This window comes from Cupriavidus sp. GW823-FHT07A04, from assembly GCF_058794615.1.
In genome coordinates this window covers 33,824-50,706 of sequence record NZ_JBXAHA010000024.1, presented here as the reverse complement: position 1 = coordinate 50,706, position 16,883 = coordinate 33,824, and the positions used below count along the sequence as shown (strand labels likewise).

At 61.3% G+C, this 16,883-nt stretch carries 20 protein-coding genes and 1 pseudogene; 1 reads left to right on the top strand and 20 read right to left on the bottom strand.

Annotation, left to right across the window (positions count from 1 at the left end; translation table 11 throughout):
• Positions 1–39 precede the first annotated feature (39 nt).
• Genes AC1Q7Q_RS33465 through AC1Q7Q_RS33445 form a run of 5 tightly spaced genes read right to left on the bottom strand, consistent with a single transcriptional unit; the run spans position 40 to position 2,942 of the window.
• Entirely contained in the window at positions 40–1,023 is a 984-nt protein-coding gene (locus AC1Q7Q_RS33465) for an aldo/keto reductase (protein ID WP_492372315.1), read from the bottom strand.
• Between the two features lie 34 nt (positions 1,024–1,057).
• Positions 1,058–1,327, bottom strand: a complete 270-nt coding sequence (locus AC1Q7Q_RS33460) for an aldo/keto reductase (protein ID WP_492372314.1) — start codon at positions 1,325–1,327, stop codon at positions 1,058–1,060.
• Positions 1,328–1,373: 46 nt separating this feature from the next.
• Entirely contained in the window at positions 1,374–1,505 is a 132-nt protein-coding gene (locus AC1Q7Q_RS33455; protein WP_492372313.1) for a hypothetical protein, read from the bottom strand.
• A gap of 19 nt (positions 1,506–1,524) precedes the next feature.
• A complete protein-coding gene (locus AC1Q7Q_RS33450; RefSeq protein WP_492372312.1) occupies positions 1,525–2,517 on the bottom strand; it encodes an aldo/keto reductase in 993 nt (330 codons plus the stop codon).
• Entirely contained in the window at positions 2,514–2,942 is a 429-nt protein-coding gene (locus AC1Q7Q_RS33445) for a (R)-mandelonitrile lyase (protein ID WP_492372311.1), read from the bottom strand. Before AC1Q7Q_RS33445 ends, AC1Q7Q_RS33450 begins: the two co-directional genes overlap by 4 nt.
• Before the next feature lie 99 nt (positions 2,943–3,041).
• Between AC1Q7Q_RS33445 and AC1Q7Q_RS33440 the strand changes: the two genes are divergently transcribed.
• On the top strand, positions 3,042–3,935 hold the full coding sequence (locus AC1Q7Q_RS33440) for a LysR family transcriptional regulator (RefSeq protein WP_492372310.1): 894 nt from the start codon (positions 3,042–3,044) through the stop codon (positions 3,933–3,935).
• A 156-nt stretch (positions 3,936–4,091) separates the two neighbouring features.
• On the opposite strand, the gene AC1Q7Q_RS33435 is transcribed toward AC1Q7Q_RS33440, so the two are convergent.
• From AC1Q7Q_RS33435 to AC1Q7Q_RS33365, 15 genes and pseudogenes are all read right to left on the bottom strand, one after another.
• The gene (locus AC1Q7Q_RS33435) at positions 4,092–4,544 is read right to left on the bottom strand and encodes a DUF1444 family protein (RefSeq protein WP_492372309.1); all 453 of its coding nucleotides are present in this window, start codon (positions 4,542–4,544) and stop codon (positions 4,092–4,094) included.
• Positions 4,545–4,680: 136 nt separating this feature from the next.
• The gene (locus tag AC1Q7Q_RS33430) at positions 4,681–5,274 is read right to left on the bottom strand and encodes a hypothetical protein (protein WP_492372308.1); all 594 of its coding nucleotides are present in this window, start codon (positions 5,272–5,274) and stop codon (positions 4,681–4,683) included.
• Positions 5,275–5,927: 653 nt separating this feature from the next.
• Positions 5,928–6,254: a toxin-antitoxin system YwqK family antitoxin gene (locus AC1Q7Q_RS33425; RefSeq protein WP_492372307.1), complete on the bottom strand. Its 327-nt coding sequence runs from the start codon at positions 6,252–6,254 to the stop codon at positions 5,928–5,930.
• A gap of 219 nt (positions 6,255–6,473) precedes the next feature.
• Positions 6,474–6,659 (bottom strand): tyrosine-type recombinase/integrase, encoded by a 186-nt coding sequence (locus AC1Q7Q_RS33420; protein WP_492372306.1) that lies wholly within the window; start codon positions 6,657–6,659, stop codon positions 6,474–6,476.
• Positions 6,660–6,750: 91 nt separating this feature from the next.
• Positions 6,751–8,007, bottom strand: coding sequence for an MFS transporter (locus tag AC1Q7Q_RS33415; RefSeq protein ID WP_492372305.1), 1,257 nt, complete (start codon positions 8,005–8,007; stop codon positions 6,751–6,753).
• A 397-nt stretch (positions 8,008–8,404) separates the two neighbouring features.
• Complete coding sequence (locus AC1Q7Q_RS33410; protein WP_492372304.1) at positions 8,405–9,031, bottom strand: hypothetical protein; 627 nt, start codon at positions 9,029–9,031, stop codon at positions 8,405–8,407.
• A gap of 35 nt (positions 9,032–9,066) precedes the next feature.
• On the bottom strand, positions 9,067–9,525 hold the full coding sequence (locus AC1Q7Q_RS33405) for a chromate resistance protein ChrB domain-containing protein (RefSeq protein WP_492372303.1): 459 nt from the start codon (positions 9,523–9,525) through the stop codon (positions 9,067–9,069).
• Positions 9,526–9,535: 10 nt separating this feature from the next.
• Entirely contained in the window at positions 9,536–9,862 is a 327-nt protein-coding gene (gene chrE, locus AC1Q7Q_RS33400; protein WP_492372302.1) for a rhodanese family chromate resistance protein ChrE, read from the bottom strand.
• 15 nt (positions 9,863–9,877) lie between these two features.
• Positions 9,878–10,141: pseudogene (locus tag AC1Q7Q_RS33395) on the bottom strand (Fe-Mn family superoxide dismutase); the annotation flags it as partial.
• Positions 10,142–10,168: 27 nt separating this feature from the next.
• Positions 10,169–11,371: a chromate transporter gene (locus AC1Q7Q_RS33390; protein WP_492372301.1), complete on the bottom strand. Its 1,203-nt coding sequence runs from the start codon at positions 11,369–11,371 to the stop codon at positions 10,169–10,171.
• Positions 11,372–11,401: 30 nt separating this feature from the next.
• Positions 11,402–12,364: a chromate resistance protein ChrB domain-containing protein gene (locus AC1Q7Q_RS33385; protein ID WP_492372300.1), complete on the bottom strand. Its 963-nt coding sequence runs from the start codon at positions 12,362–12,364 to the stop codon at positions 11,402–11,404.
• 1,188 nt (positions 12,365–13,552) lie between these two features.
• Positions 13,553–13,861 (bottom strand): hypothetical protein, encoded by a 309-nt coding sequence (locus AC1Q7Q_RS33380; RefSeq protein WP_492372299.1) that lies wholly within the window; start codon positions 13,859–13,861, stop codon positions 13,553–13,555.
• Between the two features lie 122 nt (positions 13,862–13,983).
• Positions 13,984–14,646 (bottom strand): GntR family transcriptional regulator, encoded by a 663-nt coding sequence (locus AC1Q7Q_RS33375; RefSeq protein WP_492372298.1) that lies wholly within the window; start codon positions 14,644–14,646, stop codon positions 13,984–13,986.
• 239 nt (positions 14,647–14,885) lie between these two features.
• A complete protein-coding gene (locus AC1Q7Q_RS33370) occupies positions 14,886–15,899 on the bottom strand; it encodes a zinc-binding dehydrogenase (protein WP_492372297.1) in 1,014 nt (337 codons plus the stop codon).
• 10 nt (positions 15,900–15,909) lie between these two features.
• Positions 15,910–16,869: a TIGR03571 family LLM class oxidoreductase gene (locus tag AC1Q7Q_RS33365; RefSeq protein WP_492372296.1), complete on the bottom strand. Its 960-nt coding sequence runs from the start codon at positions 16,867–16,869 to the stop codon at positions 15,910–15,912.
• Between the last annotated feature and the right edge of the window lie 14 nt (positions 16,870–16,883).

Below are 16,883 nucleotides of genomic sequence, written 5' to 3'. Positions count from 1 at the left end.
TCGTCCTTTCTGCGCAAATCGCGCGATTAATGGAGAGGGCTACTTTCCGACGCGCGCTTGCAGATGCGCCGGGTAACGGTCGCCCTGGACAGCAATGGTCGAGAGCGCCGAATCGATATCGCGCAGGTTGTCGGCGGATAACTCGACGGCGGCCGCGCCGATGTTTTCTTCCAGTCGATGCAGCTTCGTCGTGCCGGGGATCGGCACGATCCAGGGCCTTTGCGCCAGAAGCCACGCAAGCGCGATTTGCGCGGGCGTCGCATTCAGTCCGGTCGCGATCTGTTTCAACACGTCAACCAGGCCCTGGTTGGCTTTGCGGTTTTCTTCCGAAAAACGCGGCACCACATTGCGGAAGTCGGACTTGTCAAAGCTGGTGCTCTCATTGATCGCGCCCGTCAGGAAGCCCTTGCCAAGCGGGCTGAACGGCACAAAACCAATGCCCAGCTCTTCGAGTAGCGGCAGAATCTCCTTCTCGGGCTCGCGCCACCACAGAGAATATTCGCTTTGCAACACAGCGACCGGCTGCACGGCATGAGCGCGACGGATCGACTGCACGCCTGCTTCCGACATGCCGAAATGCTTGACCTTGCCTTGCTGGATCAACTCTTTGACGGTGCCCGCGACGTCTTCCATTGGAACGTTCGCATCGACGCGGTGCTGATAGAAGAGGTCGATGCGATCGGTCCGCAGCCGCTTCAGCGCAGCGTTCGCCACTTCGCGGATGCGCTCCGGTCGGCTATCCTGGCCCTTGCTGGCGTCGCCATCTTGGAAACCGAACTTCGTCGCGATAACGACCTGGTCCCGAAATGGCTGCAGCGCCTCGCCCAACAACTCTTCGTTGGCGCCTTGCGCATAGGCTTCGGCCGTATCGAAAAATGTCACGCCGCGTTCGAACGCGGTGCGGATCAGCTTGAGCGCGTCGGTCTTGTCGGCGGCGGGACCGTAGCCATAGCTGAGTCCCATGCAGCCAAGACCGAGGGCAGAGACTTCGAGGCCGCTTTTACCGAGAATTCGTTTTTGCATGTTTATTTCCTTGCATGTGATGGTGAGGCACAGGTCAGGCGTGCTGTTCGTGGCCGGTTCCCCGGGCGCCATGTACCTCGATTTTTGCCGCTGCCGTTTCAATCTCCCGCATGTCGTCCGCTGTCAGCATGACGCTCGCCGAAGCCAGGTTCTCGTCAAGCCGATGCAGCTTTCGGGTTCCGGGGATCGGCGCAATCCAGGGCTCTTTTGCAAGGAGCCATGCCAGCGCGATCTGTGCGGCAGTCACCTCTTTTTTGCTCGCGATCTCGTTTAGCAGGTCGACGAACGCCCAATTGGCCTGCATCGCCTCAGGGGTGAAGCGCGGAAACCAGGACCGGACGTCGGATTTATCAAAGCCCGCCTTGGGATTCGATCATCTCCTGCTTGTCGGGCGCAGGACCGTAATTCGTGCTCATGCCCATGCAGCCGAGGCCAAGCGCGGAGACTTCCAATCCGTCCTTACCAAGGATACGTTTGTGCATCGTTTCGTGCCCGTATGGTTTAGCGGTCGATCGCCGCATCCAGGGAAGCCGACAGCGGCGCGCCCTTGATGTCGATCGTCTCGAAGGCGTTGTCGATCTCGCGCAGGTCGTCCGGCGTCAGCACAAGGTCGGCGGCCGGCAGGTTGTCATCGAGGTGCTCGATCCTTGTACCGCCGGGGATCGGCACGATCCAAGGCTTCTGCGCGAGCAGCCACGCCAGCGCAACCTGAGCCGGCGTGCTGTTTTTGCGGGCGGCCAGGTCCTTCAGAAAGTCGACGACCTTGAAGTTGGCCTCCATGGCTTCGGGCGTGAAGCGCGGGAAATCCTTGCGCAGGTCGTTGGCATCGTCAAACTTCATGCCTCGCGTGATCTTGCCGGTCAGGAAACCCTGGCCGAGCGGGCCCCATGCAACGAGGCCAATGCCCAGCTCCTCGCAGAGAGAGAACTTCGTCTGCTCAGGCTCGCGCATCCAGAGTGAGTAATGGTCCTGAATGGCCGTCACCGGCTGCACCGCGTGTGCCAGGCGGATGTTTGCCGCGCTTGCCTCCGACAAGCCGAAGTGCAGGACCTTTCCTTCGGCGATGAGATCTTTGACAGCACCAGCAACGTCCTCCATCGGCACGTTCGGGTCAACGCGGTGCTGATAAAGGAGGTCGATATGATCGGTGCGCAGGCGTTTAAGGGAAGCATCGACCACCGCGCGAATATGCGAGGGCCGGCTGTCGAGTCCGGTCAATTCGCCTTTCTCATTGATCGCGAAGCCGAACTTCGTGCACACCAGTACCTGGTCCCGGACCGGCTGCAACGCCTCTCCGACCAGATCTTCGTTGATGAAGGGGCCATAGCCTTCGGCTGTGTCGAACAGCGTGACACCGCGATCTACGGCCGAGCGGATGACCTGCAGCGCTTCACTGCGCTCCGTTGCGGGCCCGAGTCCGAAGCTCAGGCCCATGCACCCGAGGCCGATAGCAGAGACTTCCAGCCCGTTCTTTCCGAGAATACGCTTCTTCATGACCCAACTCCTTGATCGCTTACGGTCACGCCGGCCAGGTACTGCTCGTCTGTGACCTTTTCCATCCAGTCGACCGGGCTGCCGTTAAGCTTTTCAGCGATAGCGATGTGCGTCATCGCCGTGATAGCAGTCGCGCCGTGCCAGTGCTTTTCGCCGGGTGCGATCCAGACGATGTCGCCAGGCCGGATCTCCTGAACTGCGCCGTCCTCGTGCTGCACCAAACCGAGGCCTGCGGTCACGATCAGCGTCTGACCGAGCGGATGTGTATGCCAGGCAGTCCGCGCGCCCGGTTCGAACGTCACCGTCGCGCCGCCAATCCGGGCCGGCTGCTCGCCTGCGAATGGTGCATCGACTCGCACTGTTCCCGTGAAGTACTCCGCGGGCCCTTTCGCCGAAGGCTGCGAGCCGCTTCTTGTGATTTCCATGGACGCTCCTTGGTTTGGTATCTCAACCTTCAATTTAGCAACGCGTCTTCCCGCGATAAAGAGCTAGAATCCGCATGATGCTAGAAGGCAGGCTTATAAATGGCGCGTTCCGACCTCTCCGATATCACCGCGTTTTTGGCCGTCGCACGTGATGGCAGCTTCACAAAAGCGGCCGCGAAGCTCGGCGTTTCGCAGTCTGCGCTAAGTCAGACTGTGCGCAATCTGGAAGCCCGGCTCGGGCTGCGGCTTCTGACTAGAACCACCCGCAATATTTCGCCGACGCAAGCCGGCGAACGGCTTATCCAGTCGGTCGGCCCCCGCCTGGATGAGATCGAGGCCGAGCTGAGTGCGCTTACCGCTCTGCGTGACACGCCGGCGGGCACGGTGCGCATCGCCGCTGGAGAACACGCGGCAGAACTGCTGCTGTGGCCGGTAATCGAACGGCTTCTGCCTGACTATCCGGACATCACGATCGAAATCGTTGTCGACAACGGACTCACGGACATCGTCGAACAACGGCTCGATGCAGGTGTGCGGCTTGGCGAGCAGGTCGCCAAGGATATGGTCGCCGTTCGCATCGGCCCCGATGTGAGCATGGCCGTGGTCGGCACGCCGGAGTATTTCGCGAGGCACTCGAAGCCGAAGACGCCGCAGGACCTGACGGCACATAACTGCATCAACATCCGGCTGCCAACGGCCGGTGGCATTTACGCGTGGGAGTTCAGGAAGGGAGGACGCGAACTGAACGTGCGCGTCGAAGGGCAACTCGTGTTCAATACGGCGACGATGGCCGTCAAGGCCGCACTTGCTGGCGTCGGCCTCGCCTTCGTTCCCGAACAACGGGTGCAGTCGCAACTCGCGAGCGGGGAGCTGCTGCGCGTGCTGTCCGACTGGTGTCCGTCGTTTTCCGGCTTTCACCTGTACTATCCGAGCCGCCGGCAACCGACTCCTGCGTTCGTTGTCGTTGCTCAAGCGCTGCGTCAAGGCGCGTAGGTTTCACGCATCAAATATAACGCGGTCGTCCAACAGCGCCTTGAGCGTCTGCTTTCAGAGGCCGGGCTGCCTGCCGGATGTCGAATAGTTGATGGGAGCGAATGACGGTTCGTGGCCGGCAGCAGCAGTCCGCTCAATCGCGCCGCCGCCGGCAACTTAAGCGGAAAGAGCGTGAGGGACCCACTCTCCGTCACGACGGGCGAACACGCATGTCGTCAGTGCGTACCTTTTCTCAGGAAGGTCTCTGCTGGCCATCTCCTGCATGAATGACAGCGCGCCTTCCCATCCGGAAGCCGACACGAACAACAAATCGCGCGCGGGGACTACAGCGAGAATTTCGCCAGGCATCTGTTCCTCGACCTGCTCCCATAATGATTCCAAGAGCAGCAAGGTCGCCTCAAAATTCCCTCCGGCGGTAACCATGTAGCGAGGCGCCTCGCCATGAAACTCAATCTCGGGTAACCGCATAGGCAAATTGCGAAGAGCGAGTGAATGCAACTCTTCCTCTGAAATCGAGGCGTCCTTAAGTTCTCGATAGGTAACGAAACGAAAGTGAGTTGGCAAGTCGATTGCGTACATGACAATCAAGTCTGCGGCAAACGGTCGCATGACAGGCGATTCGTTGCGAGCGAGGGTCGAGACTACGGCAGAAGGGTCGGCCGGTTCCATCACCTTGAGGATAGGGACTAGGTCGAGTTCTCTTTGCTGCGGCAGGCCAACGCCGGTGCGTGGCACTGCAAGGCGGCTACAGACATTCGTACTTGCCCTCGGCATCAACATATAGGACGCTGACCACGTACCACCGCCCATCAATCCTTTTCAGGTGATACTCGTAGTCATCCGTCATCGTTAGTGAGCCTGTGACCCTTGTGTGACGGGTCCTCACCAAGGACGCCTCACCTGCGGAATCGGCGCTGACGATTTCCTCTTGCGTACTGCTGTGCGCGGACCTGCTCCCAAATGAGATGGGCTGGTGATTACAGCCGGGCGGACAATACTTTCTCATCAGTACCTTGTTCGCTGATTCCGCTGCGGCCATGCCAAGAGCAGCATCACGCTCATCCGTCGCAGTGGCATACTGATTCCAGGTCTCGTAATCCGAGATGAAAGCGCGGATCATTTCTGTCGGTTCAGCTTTTACAACCGCAGATGCATCCAGATGAAAAGCGGGAACTTCCTCGGACTGCAAATGTACGCCCGGAATGGGTGCCTGCCGCGCCGCCTTGCCCCAGATCGCAATGGTCCCTTCGAAGTGGCCAGGATCCGTTGCCGCAATGCATATTCGCGACGGAATGACGCTCTTTTCTTCGTATTCGGGACTCGCGCTGTATTGGCGCACGTTCCCGTTCCTTGCCATCGGCATGATCGTATCGTGATCCAGCCGTTGTTTCAGCTGGGCCGAAAATGGCGGGATGTAGACAATGTTTGGGGGAACATCCTCGCCACCGAATTTAGCAGGTAACAGGAACAGCTTCTACAACTTGCCACGCCTGTAGAGCGAATCGGCCTTCTCTCGCGAGTCAATGTGCCGATAGTCCGGACCGCTGGCCGGCAAACCTTTTCGCTTGAACCAGCCGAACATCCTTTCAAACTCCCGAAAGAAATCAAACAGGACGTACGCTAGGGCAGGAGGACTTCAAAAACCACCAGTGACCTCATGGAACATGCCGCGTAGGCCAGGCGCATATGAGAGTGGCGTTTCCACAAAGAGATTGACGATCTTCCTTGAGGTAACGTAACCGAGATAAGCGAAGAAGCTTTGCCCCGGGTGGTGCCCTCATAGTGGGAGGAATTCACTTGGAAAACAAAACCAGGGCGGTAGCTCATCTTCGCGAAGCGGGTCAATCATAGCAAGTCTCAGTCATTTGCCGGCACTCGGAAGTTTAACCTGTGGTTCAGTGATGCATGGGCTAAGACGAATTCCATGAGGTGTCTAGTAACTTCAAACGAGCACTTGTGGACCGAGACGGTCATGTCGCGCCATTCGCTCTGTCAGCCAGTCACAGCAGGGAAACTCTGGGAAGGCTCCTCCTTGCCAGTGTCGGACCAAAATCGCCATGTTCCCGTCTCGTTGCCGCCAACGAAGTAGCCCTCGGCCGCCGGTACACCGTTCGGATGAAAATCTCGCCAGAGCCCTTCTTCTTTCCCTTTGACATACGTACCCTCAGAGAGAATCGAGCCATTCTCTCCATAGTGAACAAAAAGTCCATTGCGAAGCCATTTGCTTCCATCCGGCGCGATCACGCGCGCGTAGCGATAGCGCACGCGTCCCGAGTCGTAGAGAATCTCAGCAATATCAAGCTTCGAGGAGGCGTTCATCAGTCGCTCGTTCGTCGGTGGATATACGTATTCTAGCCTTCGCCACAGAAGGTGCTTCAATAACCGCTCATGGCTATGGCTTCAACTGGTCAACGCGACGGCCAGATAGTCCAACATCTCCCTGGTGAGATTCCAGGCGCGTATCAGCTGGCGGAGATCCGTCATAAGCGTGGGTCCGCTAGCTATGCCGCGTCCGGGAGGCGGATGCCCGTTCCCGCCTCAGGACCCACGATAGAACTTCTCGACGTCCTGTAAGCGCCCGTCGCGATCTGCCGTGCTATATAGCGTTGTTGTCGCGATGGAGGTGTGTCCCAGGTAGCCTTGCATGACGTTGAGGGCCATGCCGGCGGCGAGACCGTGTGAGCCGAATGCATGCCGGAAGGCATGCGGGTGAATCCGGCCCATGTCCGCCAATAGTGCCTTCGGAGAGCGCGTATCCGAAGCGGGTCTGGCAGAGCTACACGCAAGCCATGCATGGATCAAAGTCGACTTACGGTCAATCGACCGGTTTGATACGTCGAAAGGCGCCCAGGAGCGCCAGGTCATAGGTGATTTTGAGCAGGCCGCAGGCGACCAGCGGTGCACCGACCCAGCCCAAGGCCAACAGCGCGCCTGCTAGGGTCGGGCCGAGTGCGGAAGCCAGGCTTCTGGGGACCGCGGTCAGGCTTGCGGCCGCCGGTCGCTCCGGCGGCGTGACCACCGCCATCACATAGGCAGTCCGGGTCGGTACGTCCATCTGGGACAGCGCGCTGCGCACGAGCAACAAGGCCAGGGCCGCCACCAGGGAGGGGGAGAAGGCGGCCGCGATCAGGCAGAGGCTGGATGGAATATGGGTAAACACCATCGTGTTCAGCAAGCCGAACTTGCGGGACAGCGGCACGGCAACGAGTTGGGAGCCGGCCGTGAGCATCCCCGCCCAGAAAAAGAACTGGCCAGCGGCGCCAAGGGAAAGACCGAAGCGCTGCATCAACCACAGTGCCAGCAGCGAGTTCACCACCAGCCCGCCGGCAAAGGCGTCGACGCTAAAGAGCAGTGCAAGGCGGGTAACGATCCGGCGAGACGGGCCAAGCGGTACTCGCACCGATGTCGCGTGCGGGTGTGGCTCGGGGATGCGCGCATAGAGGAACCAGAGTGCGACACCCGTCAATGCATAGATCATGAACATCACGCGCATGGCGCTGAGGAACGATATCCCCAACTGCGGGGCAAGCCAGCCCGGCAGCGCTGCCGCCAGCGCGCCGATGGCGGCGGAGAAGGCGCCAGTCAGGCTATAGCGGGCGAATAGCGCAGTGCGAGCATCAGAGGTCGACGAGTCGGCGAGACGAGCCTGCTCCAGCGGCAGGAAAACACTAACGTCACCGGAACTCGGGTTGAGCGTGCCGACGAATGCGACGAGCAACAGTGGCCATAGGGAGGACAGTCCGGCGAAGCCGATACCGGTTGCGACCATCAATGCAGCCGCCAACACCAGCAGGCGGCGCTGTGGGTAGCGATGGCCGAGGACGCCTACCAGTATCGTCGCCAGTGCTGAGCCGATCAGGGTCGCACTGCTGATCAACCCCACCGCCAGTTGCGCGAAACCGAGCCCCAGCAGGTATGCTGGCAGCAGGACGGCGATGAACCCGTCACAGAAGCCGCGTAACGCGCGGCCGACGAGAAGCGGCAACGCGCCTGCGTGAACGCCTGCCGGCAACACCTGGCGTGCAAGCCAGCCTCGACTGTTGGGTGCAACTGGGTCTTTAAGGGTATGCATCGCGAAAGTGCCGTCTGTATGATGTGTCATAGCCGGCCGTACTGAAGTGGATCCGGTCAATTCAGGTGGGTTCTCGAGCAATAAATTGCATGAGGGTCTCCCGATCGGCAGCTTGAGCCGTTCTCCTGTGGCCAACTCGCGTCAATTATCTTCGTCATTATCATCGTCGGCACGGGCGGCGAACTGTTTGCCGTCTTCGCCAATGAGAACGGTTTGATTCTCGCTGCCGGTGCCGAGCGTAATCTCATAGCGGATCTTGCCGTTTGCTGTCTGCTTCTCGATCTCGCCGACCGTACGGCCCTGCGCTTGCTTCTCGATTGCCGCTTTGACCGGAGCAGGTACTTGCGCAATATCAATGGGCTGGTGACTGCGCTCACCGAATAGCTCTTCCTTGTTGTCACTTCGTGCTGGCGTTTCCGAATGAGACGGTGTCGAACAAGGTCACGCTATCCGCCTTGGTCCATACGCCGACCCGGCCGGCGCCGCCGATGTGATCGTCCGCGACATCGATATAGCGCTTGCCGTCCAGCGCCACCTGGATGCGGTTGCCCACGAAGTCCACGTGCAGCGTATGCCAGACCCGGGCGGCGACAGGGGCTTCCCGGTACTGGATCGTGTGTCGGCGGCCCCCCGTCGTGTAGTACAGCGAGACGTTGTTTTCCAGTGCGTTTGCCCGCGCGACATAGTAGTTATCGCCGTCCTTCCAACGCCAGACAACGCCGCCAGCTTGATCTTCGCGGCCTGAAACGGGCTTGAACTTCGCCTCCACGAAGCCATCGGCGATAGAGACGTCTTGCTTCACGCACCAGGGGAAATCTCCGGAGCCCGATTGCTTGAGCACGTTGGCGGCGTCCTGCGCGGTCGGGTCTGTCTCGACGGTCCATTTCGGCTTGCCGCGGCCGGTGACACCCGCCACCCATCCCGCCGGCAATGCACCTTGTTGGTCCTGGTTGAACATAAGCGTCTCTCCAGTTGCCGGCATGGCTGTCAGAAGCATCGATACCATGAGCAGGATCGGTTTCACGGAGCACCTCCTGGGCGATGCGGTAACGGAACGATTTACGCCGGCATCTTCGGCGGCCATTGATGCGTTTCCGCCTGGCAATGCTGGCACCAGGCATACAAGGCGTCATACATCACCATGCCGTGCCGGAGCATCTCGTGATCGTCGACGAATACTTGCGAGAGACCCAGCGAGATAGCGTAGAGCCCTCCGGATTGCGGGGTCAGGTCCAGCTTTGACGTGTCCGCGCCCCGCACAATGCCAGCGAGTTGTTGCAAGGCAGGATCGTTCAGATGGTACTTATCCAGGAACGCGTCGAAGCTGCACAGTTCGCCGACATGCGATAGCTCGACGCCGGGGATGTCGTAGGGAACGGCACCCGTCTCGCCAGCGACTTTCACGACGTCGCCGGTGGGCGCGTACAAAAATTCTGGTTCCTTGTCGATAAAGCGGGCGATCAGCCAAGGACAGGCAATCCGGTCAATCTTCGGACGTTCGCGGGTAATCCATTTCATGGCTGACTCCTTACGGTTTGCCGATCGTGGGGTGATTGCCGGCGGCCCACTCCTCGATGCCGCCGGTGAGATACGCTGCTTGGAAGCCTGTGTCTTCTAGCCGGGCGGCACTGTCCTGGCTGACTTGATGACCGTGTACGCAATAGACGATCACCGGTCGGCCGGTGTCGAGCGCGGAGATCCAGCCGTCAATGTTGTCGGGATCGCGCCAGGAGGCGCCTGCGATCATTTGCGCGCTGGCATCAAAGGCCGGCTTGCGTCTGACGTCGACAATCTGAGGTGGGGCAGGACCTTGGATAGCTTCGGCAAGTTCGCGGGGAGAAATGGCTGTGGGCATGATCTGGTATTCGAATTATTTTTGGGCCACGGCGAAGCGCTCGGCTGCCTGGGCCCAATGGATGTTCTGCACGAAGGCATCCACATAAGCCGCAGCTTTGGCGCCGAAGTCCATGTGGTAAGAATGCTCATACATGTCAAGCGCCAGGATTGGGGTAGCCCCGGCGAGGGTATGTGCGTGATCTGGCGCCCACTGGTTGACGAGCCGCTTGTCGCGCGGCGAGTAGGTCAGCAGCACCCATCCCGAGCCGCCGCCTAGCGCTTTGCCCATTGCGGTGAATCATGATGGATTCCTTGTTCGTGCGGCTCATGCGTGGAGGAGTGGGTAGGCGACCAGGCCGATTAGTGCAGCGCCGACGACGATGACTGGTTCAGGCAGCTTCTTGAATTTCCAAAGCAACGCGACGGTAACAAGCGCAAGCAAGACTGTGGGCAGATCGATAATTGAGCGTTTGGCCAGGACGATCACGGCGCCCGTGATGGCCCCAACAGCTGCCGCCGTCACGCCATCGACGAAGGCGATGATGCCGGGGCGCTTCCCGTACTTCTTGAAGTAGGGTGCCGGGATCACGGTGAACAGGTAGCAAGGCAGGAAGGTGCCCAGCGCGGCCACGGACGCCCCTGGCAGGCCGGCAACCAGATAGCCGATGAACCCGACCGTGATCACCACGGGGCCCGGCGTGATCATGGCCACTGCCACTGCGTCGACGAACTGCTTGTCGTTCAACCAATGGTGCTCGGTCACTACGCCGCCGTACAGGAACGGCACGATGGCAAGTCCGGACCCGAAGACGAAGGCGCCGGCCTTGGCGAAGAACACGCCGATTTGCGTCAGCAGCGGCCAGTCCACGGTGCTGACGATCCCGCCCACCGAGGGCATTTGCGTCGCCGCGAAGGCATTGAGGCCGCCTTGTCGCAGCCACTTCGGTGGCGCGCGCCAAAACCACACCACGATGCCGGCCGCCAGGAACAGCCAGGCGATCTCGGATTCGGTCACCACGGTCACTGTTGCCAACACCAGGTAGATCACCCACAGCAGCTTGTCCTTGCCCACGCTCTTGTTCGTGAGCTTGTAGGCGCTGATGGCAATGATCCCGATGACCGCGGCACCGACCCCATAGAACACCGACTGCATCCAGGTTAGCCCGCCAAATCGCACGTAGGCCCAACCCAGCGCCACCACCATCAGGAACGACGGGATGACGAACGCAATGCCGACCAAGGTCGCTCCGACGAGGCGATAGTGCACATAGCCGAAATAGATGGCGAGCTGCGCGGCCAGTGGACCGGGAGCCAACTGCGCCAGCGCTAGGCCTTCCTTGTAGTCGGCATCGTTGATCCACTTGCGCGTATCCACCAGGTCCCGGTGCATGTAACCTGCGAGGGCCACGGGGCCGCCGAAGCCCAGCGTACCCAGGCGCAACATATAGAGCACAAGTTGCCAGAGCGTATAGCTCGGCCGTTCGGCCGCCGGGGCCTGCGGAATTTCGGTTTGCTGCAGGTTGCTCATTGATCCTCCTTGAGATGGGTTCGGTGACGGCTAGCGTTTCCGGTTATTCAAAAAGTGGGCATGCAGGGAATCCAGCACCAAGCCGATTTCGGCCAGCAGCGCATCGTCGTCGGCTAGCCGCTCGCGGGCGCCGGCCAGAATCGCCTCGAACCCGCTCGCTTCGGGGACGGTCGGGCCGCCGACATCCAACGCGTGGACCATTCCCGCCAGACGCTGCAATCCAGGGTTCGCGTCAAGGCCAAAGCTCGCTAGCAGCACTTCGAAGGACACCTTCTCGCCGACGTGGGTGAAGGTCGCCCCGTCGTAGTCAAAGCCCAACGCGTCTGCGGGGCAATCGCTGGGGCTTTCGAGCCACAGGAATCGGGCGTGGGGGTCAATAAAGCGCTGGATCAGCCAGGCGCAAGTCACCCGGTCGACCCAAAGATGGCGGCGGGTGGCCCATAGCCGTCCCTGATACTGCGCGGGGGCGCGCCGGGCGATTGCCCCGGAAGCGGGATGCGGTTCTCCCGGCGACAGGATCGTTTCAACGGCGCCCGTGAAATCTCGCCACTGCGCTTCAGCACGCAAGGACGCCTCGTTGGGAAAGAAGTCGACCTTGCGGATCGCTTCAAAAATGCGTCCAAGCCGTCGCAACAAGCGGTTGAGTTCGGCCTCACTTAGTCCGGAAAGGGTCTGGCGGGCTTCCGAGACAGATGCAAGGAGTTCGGCATATTCGCTCGCTCGGTCGAACAGTGCGCGATATGCGGCAGCGTCGTCATCCTGATGGGGATGCACCGTCAACAGCCAGGCTTGGCCGTCCTGCTGCTGCGTCTCGTCGGCCAGCTCGCGGAACTGTTCCACCTGTTCGGCGCGGGCAGGCAGCAGATAGGCTCCGTCGCGCAAGGCGGCTCCGCCTAACGCCTTGAGGGTGCGCCAAATCCGCATGCGTGCAGTCGCGCCCGATGTGGGAAGGCTGACAATCAGCAGGATCCAGGAGTCTTGGGGTGTGGTCATGGAAGGCAGCATAGGGAGACATCGCACAGGTTTCAATGATGTAGAGATCATTACAAAAGTTCGTGCGATTATGGGATTTCGTCCCAATTGCGATCTCGCGTAGCTAGATCTAGGAAATGCTGCATCACAGCATTTCCACTAAAGGCGGACACCCGGCGTACGACAAGTGCACTGAAGGGCGAGTGTTTGCACCACGCGATTGGACGGCCAGCCGACGGCATTCCGCATGAACACGCACCTCGGACCGTACCGCGCGAGGTCGGGGTTCGGTTGCGGTACAGACAGCCGCCAACAAGAAGTGCAACCGCGCCATGCCACTTGACCAGGCACGGGCCACCATGGCAGCTGGAGTTCAGAGTTAAGCGAGCAAAGATTCCGTTGAGTGAGCGAAACCCGTCCTTGGTGAGGGTTCTTTTGCGCCCCCATTCATGCCGATAACTATTCTTGAACTAAACCCCTGACGCGGTAGGGTTGGCCAGCCTTAGCGGAGCGCCGCCGGTCGGGTTACGTGGTCATTGCCGGCACTGCCAGATCGTCTCGCAACGGGCCAGCAGAAAGCTCGGAGAGTCGCTGCTCGGCGTGATGCTGGACGATGGCCAAGGTTTCGATACGGAGAGGTTCGGAACGACGGATACATCCGAATCCCCTATCGGGCGTGGCTCATAGCTCCGAAACCCTGTCCATTTCGCCGGTTGGAAAGATGGGGGACGATGTGCTCATCAGTCGATCTTACTTACTTGGCTCGGTACCGAATACCGGGGATGCTGCGTGGGATCTGCAGCGGCCCCGTGGACATTTAGCAGGCTAGGTCGCTGTCGAGCCAGATGGCTCTAATCGACCCCGAAGAACCGTCCAGCCTCCGGCAGCAGGAGTGGCGGCTATCAGAGTGAGGATTCAACCGGTCGTTCGGGTCTGGTTCATCGCGAAGACCGCTTCCGAAGTGCTGCCGCCATTGCGGCTCTTTATTTTCGGCTCGGCGCGGTAGAACAGGTCCAGAAGCGATCGGGGTGAGTCGGTGAATGCTCAGGCAGCCATTGCGACTGCCTTAGTCGTTCGGCTAGTGGTCTGGCCCGTTCGACATGCGGGACTGCGGCAACACACGGCGCGGGAAACGCACCCGATACCCACAGAGCGGCGCGTGGTCAGGCAAGAGTCAGGGCCGTACCACTTGTGCCACCCCGCGTCGTCTCAGTTCGAAGCGATCCCGGCCTGTCGGACCACCTCGCGCCAGCGTGGGACCTCCTGGCGGATCGCCGCAGTCATCGCTTCCGGGGTGCCAGGCTCGATCTCCTTACCTACCTGCTCGTAGCTGCTGCGAATGTCGGCGGACTCCATGACCGCGGCCAGTTCCTTGTTCAGCCGGTTGACAATGGGCGTGGGCAAGTCCCGCGGCGCCACCACGCCGATCCAGACCGCGTCAAAGCCCTGCCAGCCGAGATGGCGGTGCGTCGGTATAAGCCGGCCTGGATTCGAGGACTTCCTGGAAACCAAAGTCATAAACGGAGCTTGACGCGGTAATCCGTGGAGTCTCGACATCTGCGGAAGAGGCAATGCCGGGCGTACTCGCGTGACGCCCGGCTCTCGACGCGAGGCCCGTTAGGCGTCGCGTTTTACGGCGGTCAGGCAGTTTCTTCTTCCCGTGCGGCCATCCAATTCAGCAAAACGGTCCTGCCCCACTGAATGTCGTCGCGTATAGCGCCCGATGCCATCTTCGCGTCGTGCTTCGTCAGTCCTTCTAGCACACGGTAGTGCGGATGCTCGTCCAGGCTTTCCCGGCTGGCTTGCAGTTCGGCGTGAAAGACGTGTAGCAGGGGGGCCATGCGTACCCACATGCTCTCGACGACCGAAAACAGGTTCGGCAGATGCGAGGCCGCCAGCAGTTCGAAATGGAATTTGCGGTTCTGGCTTGCTGCTTCGCGCGGGCTGGTTGCCACCGCCTTGATGAACGCTTCATGCGTCTTGCGCAGCCGGGCGATTTCCTGCGGCGTCACCCGAAGTGCGGCCGCTTCCGCGGCAGCGCCTTCGAGGAGGGTGCGCATCAACTGGATCTCGGACACCGTATCCGCATCGAGTTCGGGCACCGTGATTGATATTGCCGCTGTCATCGTCAGGGCTTGTTCGCTGACGAGCCGGAAGATTGCCTCACGCACTGGCGTGCTGCTCGTTCCCAGCGATTGGGCCAGTTCCGCCACGCGCAATCGTTCGCCCGGAACGTACTTGCCACTCATCAGTGCGGACCGGATCTGGTCATAGACGCGTGAAGACAGATTGCTCTTCTCCACGCGCGCTAGTTCTCTCGTGACGTCTTGCCTCGATAGGGGATGTTTAAGGACACATCATATGTCATACGCAATGCCCATCTACACGTCATCCCGGAATCTATCCCATACGGCCGGCTGGCCAGCAAGGCAATTGCCGGTTCCAGGCCGAGTGGCTTACTGGTGGCAACGAGACTCCAACACACCGCAGCCGTGCCCACCTCGGGGGTGGGCACGGCCTCGGCGACGCTACGGAGCGGCGGTCAGAGCCGGATCAGCTGCTTGCCTTGGGCATCCCCTGCCTTGAGGGCAGCCAGTGCCGCGGGCAGCGCAGCGAAATCGTACATGGTGGTCTCCGGCAACTGCAGATTGCCGCCGCGAAGCTGCTCGAACAGCCTGAGGCCGGCGCCCCGCCACTCTTGCCAGTCCTGTGCGGCTGCGAAGGCATGGGCGCTGTTGAGCGCTACCTCATGAAGCGAGATCGCACTAGTGAAGGCGGGCAGTGGTGCCTGCTCCTGGCGGTCCTGGATGCAGACCAGATGCCCGTTGTAGCCGAGTCGAGCGGCCAGCGAGCGGGCATGGTCGCCGCTGACCGTATCGAATGCGGCGTACAGCCTGCGCGTGCCGAGCACGGCCTGTAGCCGGTCGAGCCAGCCCGGCTCGCGGTAGTCAAAGGCGCCGGCCACGCCAAGGGCGATGAGCCGGGCGTGATGCCTCGTCGAGGCAGCGGCCCAGACCCGCCAGCCGCGCGCGAGCGCCAACTGGACGAGGATCAAGCCAACGCTGCCGCCCGCGCCGCTCACCAGCACGTCGCGCGCCGGCGCGTCGGGCACTTTTTGCAGCGCTTGCCAGGCGGTCAGCCCAGGACAGGGCAGGCTAGCGGCGAGTTCGTCGCTCACGTTTTCGGGCACCGGCAACAGGCATTCGGCGCGCAGGCAGGTGTATTCGGCAAAGCTGCCGTCGCGCGCCAGGTCCTGGTGGTAGGCAAAGCGGGCTCCGACAGGCAGCCGCACGCCGTCTCCCAGCGCTGCGATGCTGCCGAGGCCGTCGACGCCGGGTACGTGGCCTGGGCGCCACGCTGCGTGGCCCCATTCGATCATCTTCCAGTCCACCGGATTCAGGGCGATGATGCGGTTTGCCAGCAGTACTTCGCCAGCCCCGGGCAACTGCATCGCCTTGCGCTGCAGCTTCAAGGCCGAGGGCTCGCCTGTCTCGGACCAGGTCCAGGCAAGGTATTCGCGCGGGGAGGACTGGCGATCGTCGGTAGGTTGATGCATCTGGGGTTCCTCAGGCGGTTTCTGGCTGAGCATTGGCGATGCGCGCGTCGTCGTGAAAGTGCGGCAGTACGTGCGCCGCGATTTCCTCCATGACTTCCTGCACCGGCCGGTGGCTGCGGCGGAAGTGCAGGCCGATATGTCCGGCGCCGGCTTCGCGCATGGCATGGAGCTCGGCAATCAGGCCGTTGCGGCCAACTGCCGCGCCAAAGCGCTGGCGTTGCAGCGGCGCGTTCGCATGGTCCAGCAAGTCAAGATGGATAAAGCTGATGTAAGGCTTCGCGCCGGCCACGCTGCGCCAGAGCACGCTGCGGCGCGTGTGGTCTTCCGGCGTGCCGGGATAGGCAAGCCACCCGTCCATATGCTCACCTACCCAAGAGGGGGTCTGCTGGGCCAGTCCTGCTACCAACAGGGGCAATGGCTTATGAAGGCGCGGCAATACCTTGACGCCAGCGGGCAACTCGGCCGCGCCCACGTCGCGCAACAGTGCTACCTGGTTGCGGAAGGCCTCGCCGCGGTGTTCGAAGTCGCGGCCGAAGACCGGGTATTCGATGGGGCGATCGCCGCTGGCCACCCCGAGCAGTACCCTGCCGTTGCTGAGATGATTTACTGTGGCGGAGGATTTCAGTGTCAGCACCGGTTCGCGCAGCGGCAGCACCACCGCGGCCGTGCCGAGCAGGATGCGCTCGGTCACGCCCGCCAGGTAGCCCAGGTAGCTGAAGGTTTCGAAGACCTGCGCGGCGTCCCCGAACTGCGGGTCATAGAGCGGTACGTCCCGCACCCACAGTGCGCGAAAACCGAGTTGATCTGCCAACCTGGCCAACTCGCCGTGCCGGGCCAGGTCCGGCTCTCCGGGCAGGCGGCCGGCCTGGCGGCGCGCAAGGTCGCCGGCAGGCGACCAGTCATTGTCCAGCGGCAATTCGACGCCGACGCTGAAGCCGCCGGCGGTCAGTTTTTCCAATGCGGATGGCATGGCGATTCCTTGTG

Coding starts and splice junctions, on each gene's coding strand:
- AC1Q7Q_RS33465 (WP_492372315.1), bottom strand. CDS start 1,023: ATGCAAAAACGAATTCTCGGTAAAAGCGGCCTCGAAGTCTCTGCCCTC.
- AC1Q7Q_RS33370 (WP_492372297.1), bottom strand. CDS start 15,899: ATGCATCAACCTACCGACGATCGCCAGTCCTCCCCGCGCGAATACCTT.
- AC1Q7Q_RS33435 (WP_492372309.1), bottom strand. CDS start 4,544: ATGCGACCGTTTGCCGCAGACTTGATTGTCATGTACGCAATCGACTTG.
- AC1Q7Q_RS33445 (WP_492372311.1), bottom strand. CDS start 2,942: ATGGAAATCACAAGAAGCGGCTCGCAGCCTTCGGCGAAAGGGCCCGCG.
- AC1Q7Q_RS33415 (WP_492372305.1), bottom strand. CDS start 8,007: ATGCATACCCTTAAAGACCCAGTTGCACCCAACAGTCGAGGCTGGCTT.
- AC1Q7Q_RS33460 (WP_492372314.1), bottom strand. CDS start 1,327: ATGCAGGCCAATTGGGCGTTCGTCGACCTGCTAAACGAGATCGCGAGC.
- AC1Q7Q_RS33455 (WP_492372313.1), bottom strand. CDS start 1,505: ATGCACAAACGTATCCTTGGTAAGGACGGATTGGAAGTCTCCGCGCTT.
- AC1Q7Q_RS33390 (WP_492372301.1), bottom strand. CDS start 11,371: ATGAGCAACCTGCAGCAAACCGAAATTCCGCAGGCCCCGGCGGCCGAA.
- AC1Q7Q_RS33425 (WP_492372307.1), bottom strand. CDS start 6,254: ATGAACGCCTCCTCGAAGCTTGATATTGCTGAGATTCTCTACGACTCG.
- AC1Q7Q_RS33365 (WP_492372296.1), bottom strand. CDS start 16,869: ATGCCATCCGCATTGGAAAAACTGACCGCCGGCGGCTTCAGCGTCGGC.
- AC1Q7Q_RS33420 (WP_492372306.1), bottom strand. CDS start 6,659: ATGGGCCGGATTCACCCGCATGCCTTCCGGCATGCATTCGGCTCACAC.
- AC1Q7Q_RS33450 (WP_492372312.1), bottom strand. CDS start 2,517: ATGAAGAAGCGTATTCTCGGAAAGAACGGGCTGGAAGTCTCTGCTATC.
- AC1Q7Q_RS33380 (WP_492372299.1), bottom strand. CDS start 13,861: ATGACTTTGGTTTCCAGGAAGTCCTCGAATCCAGGCCGGCTTATACCG.
- AC1Q7Q_RS33385 (WP_492372300.1), bottom strand. CDS start 12,364: ATGACCACACCCCAAGACTCCTGGATCCTGCTGATTGTCAGCCTTCCC.
- AC1Q7Q_RS33405 (WP_492372303.1), bottom strand. CDS start 9,525: ATGAAATGGATTACCCGCGAACGTCCGAAGATTGACCGGATTGCCTGT.
- AC1Q7Q_RS33440 (WP_492372310.1), top strand. CDS start 3,042: ATGGCGCGTTCCGACCTCTCCGATATCACCGCGTTTTTGGCCGTCGCA.
- chrE (WP_492372302.1), bottom strand. CDS start 9,862: ATGCCCACAGCCATTTCTCCCCGCGAACTTGCCGAAGCTATCCAAGGT.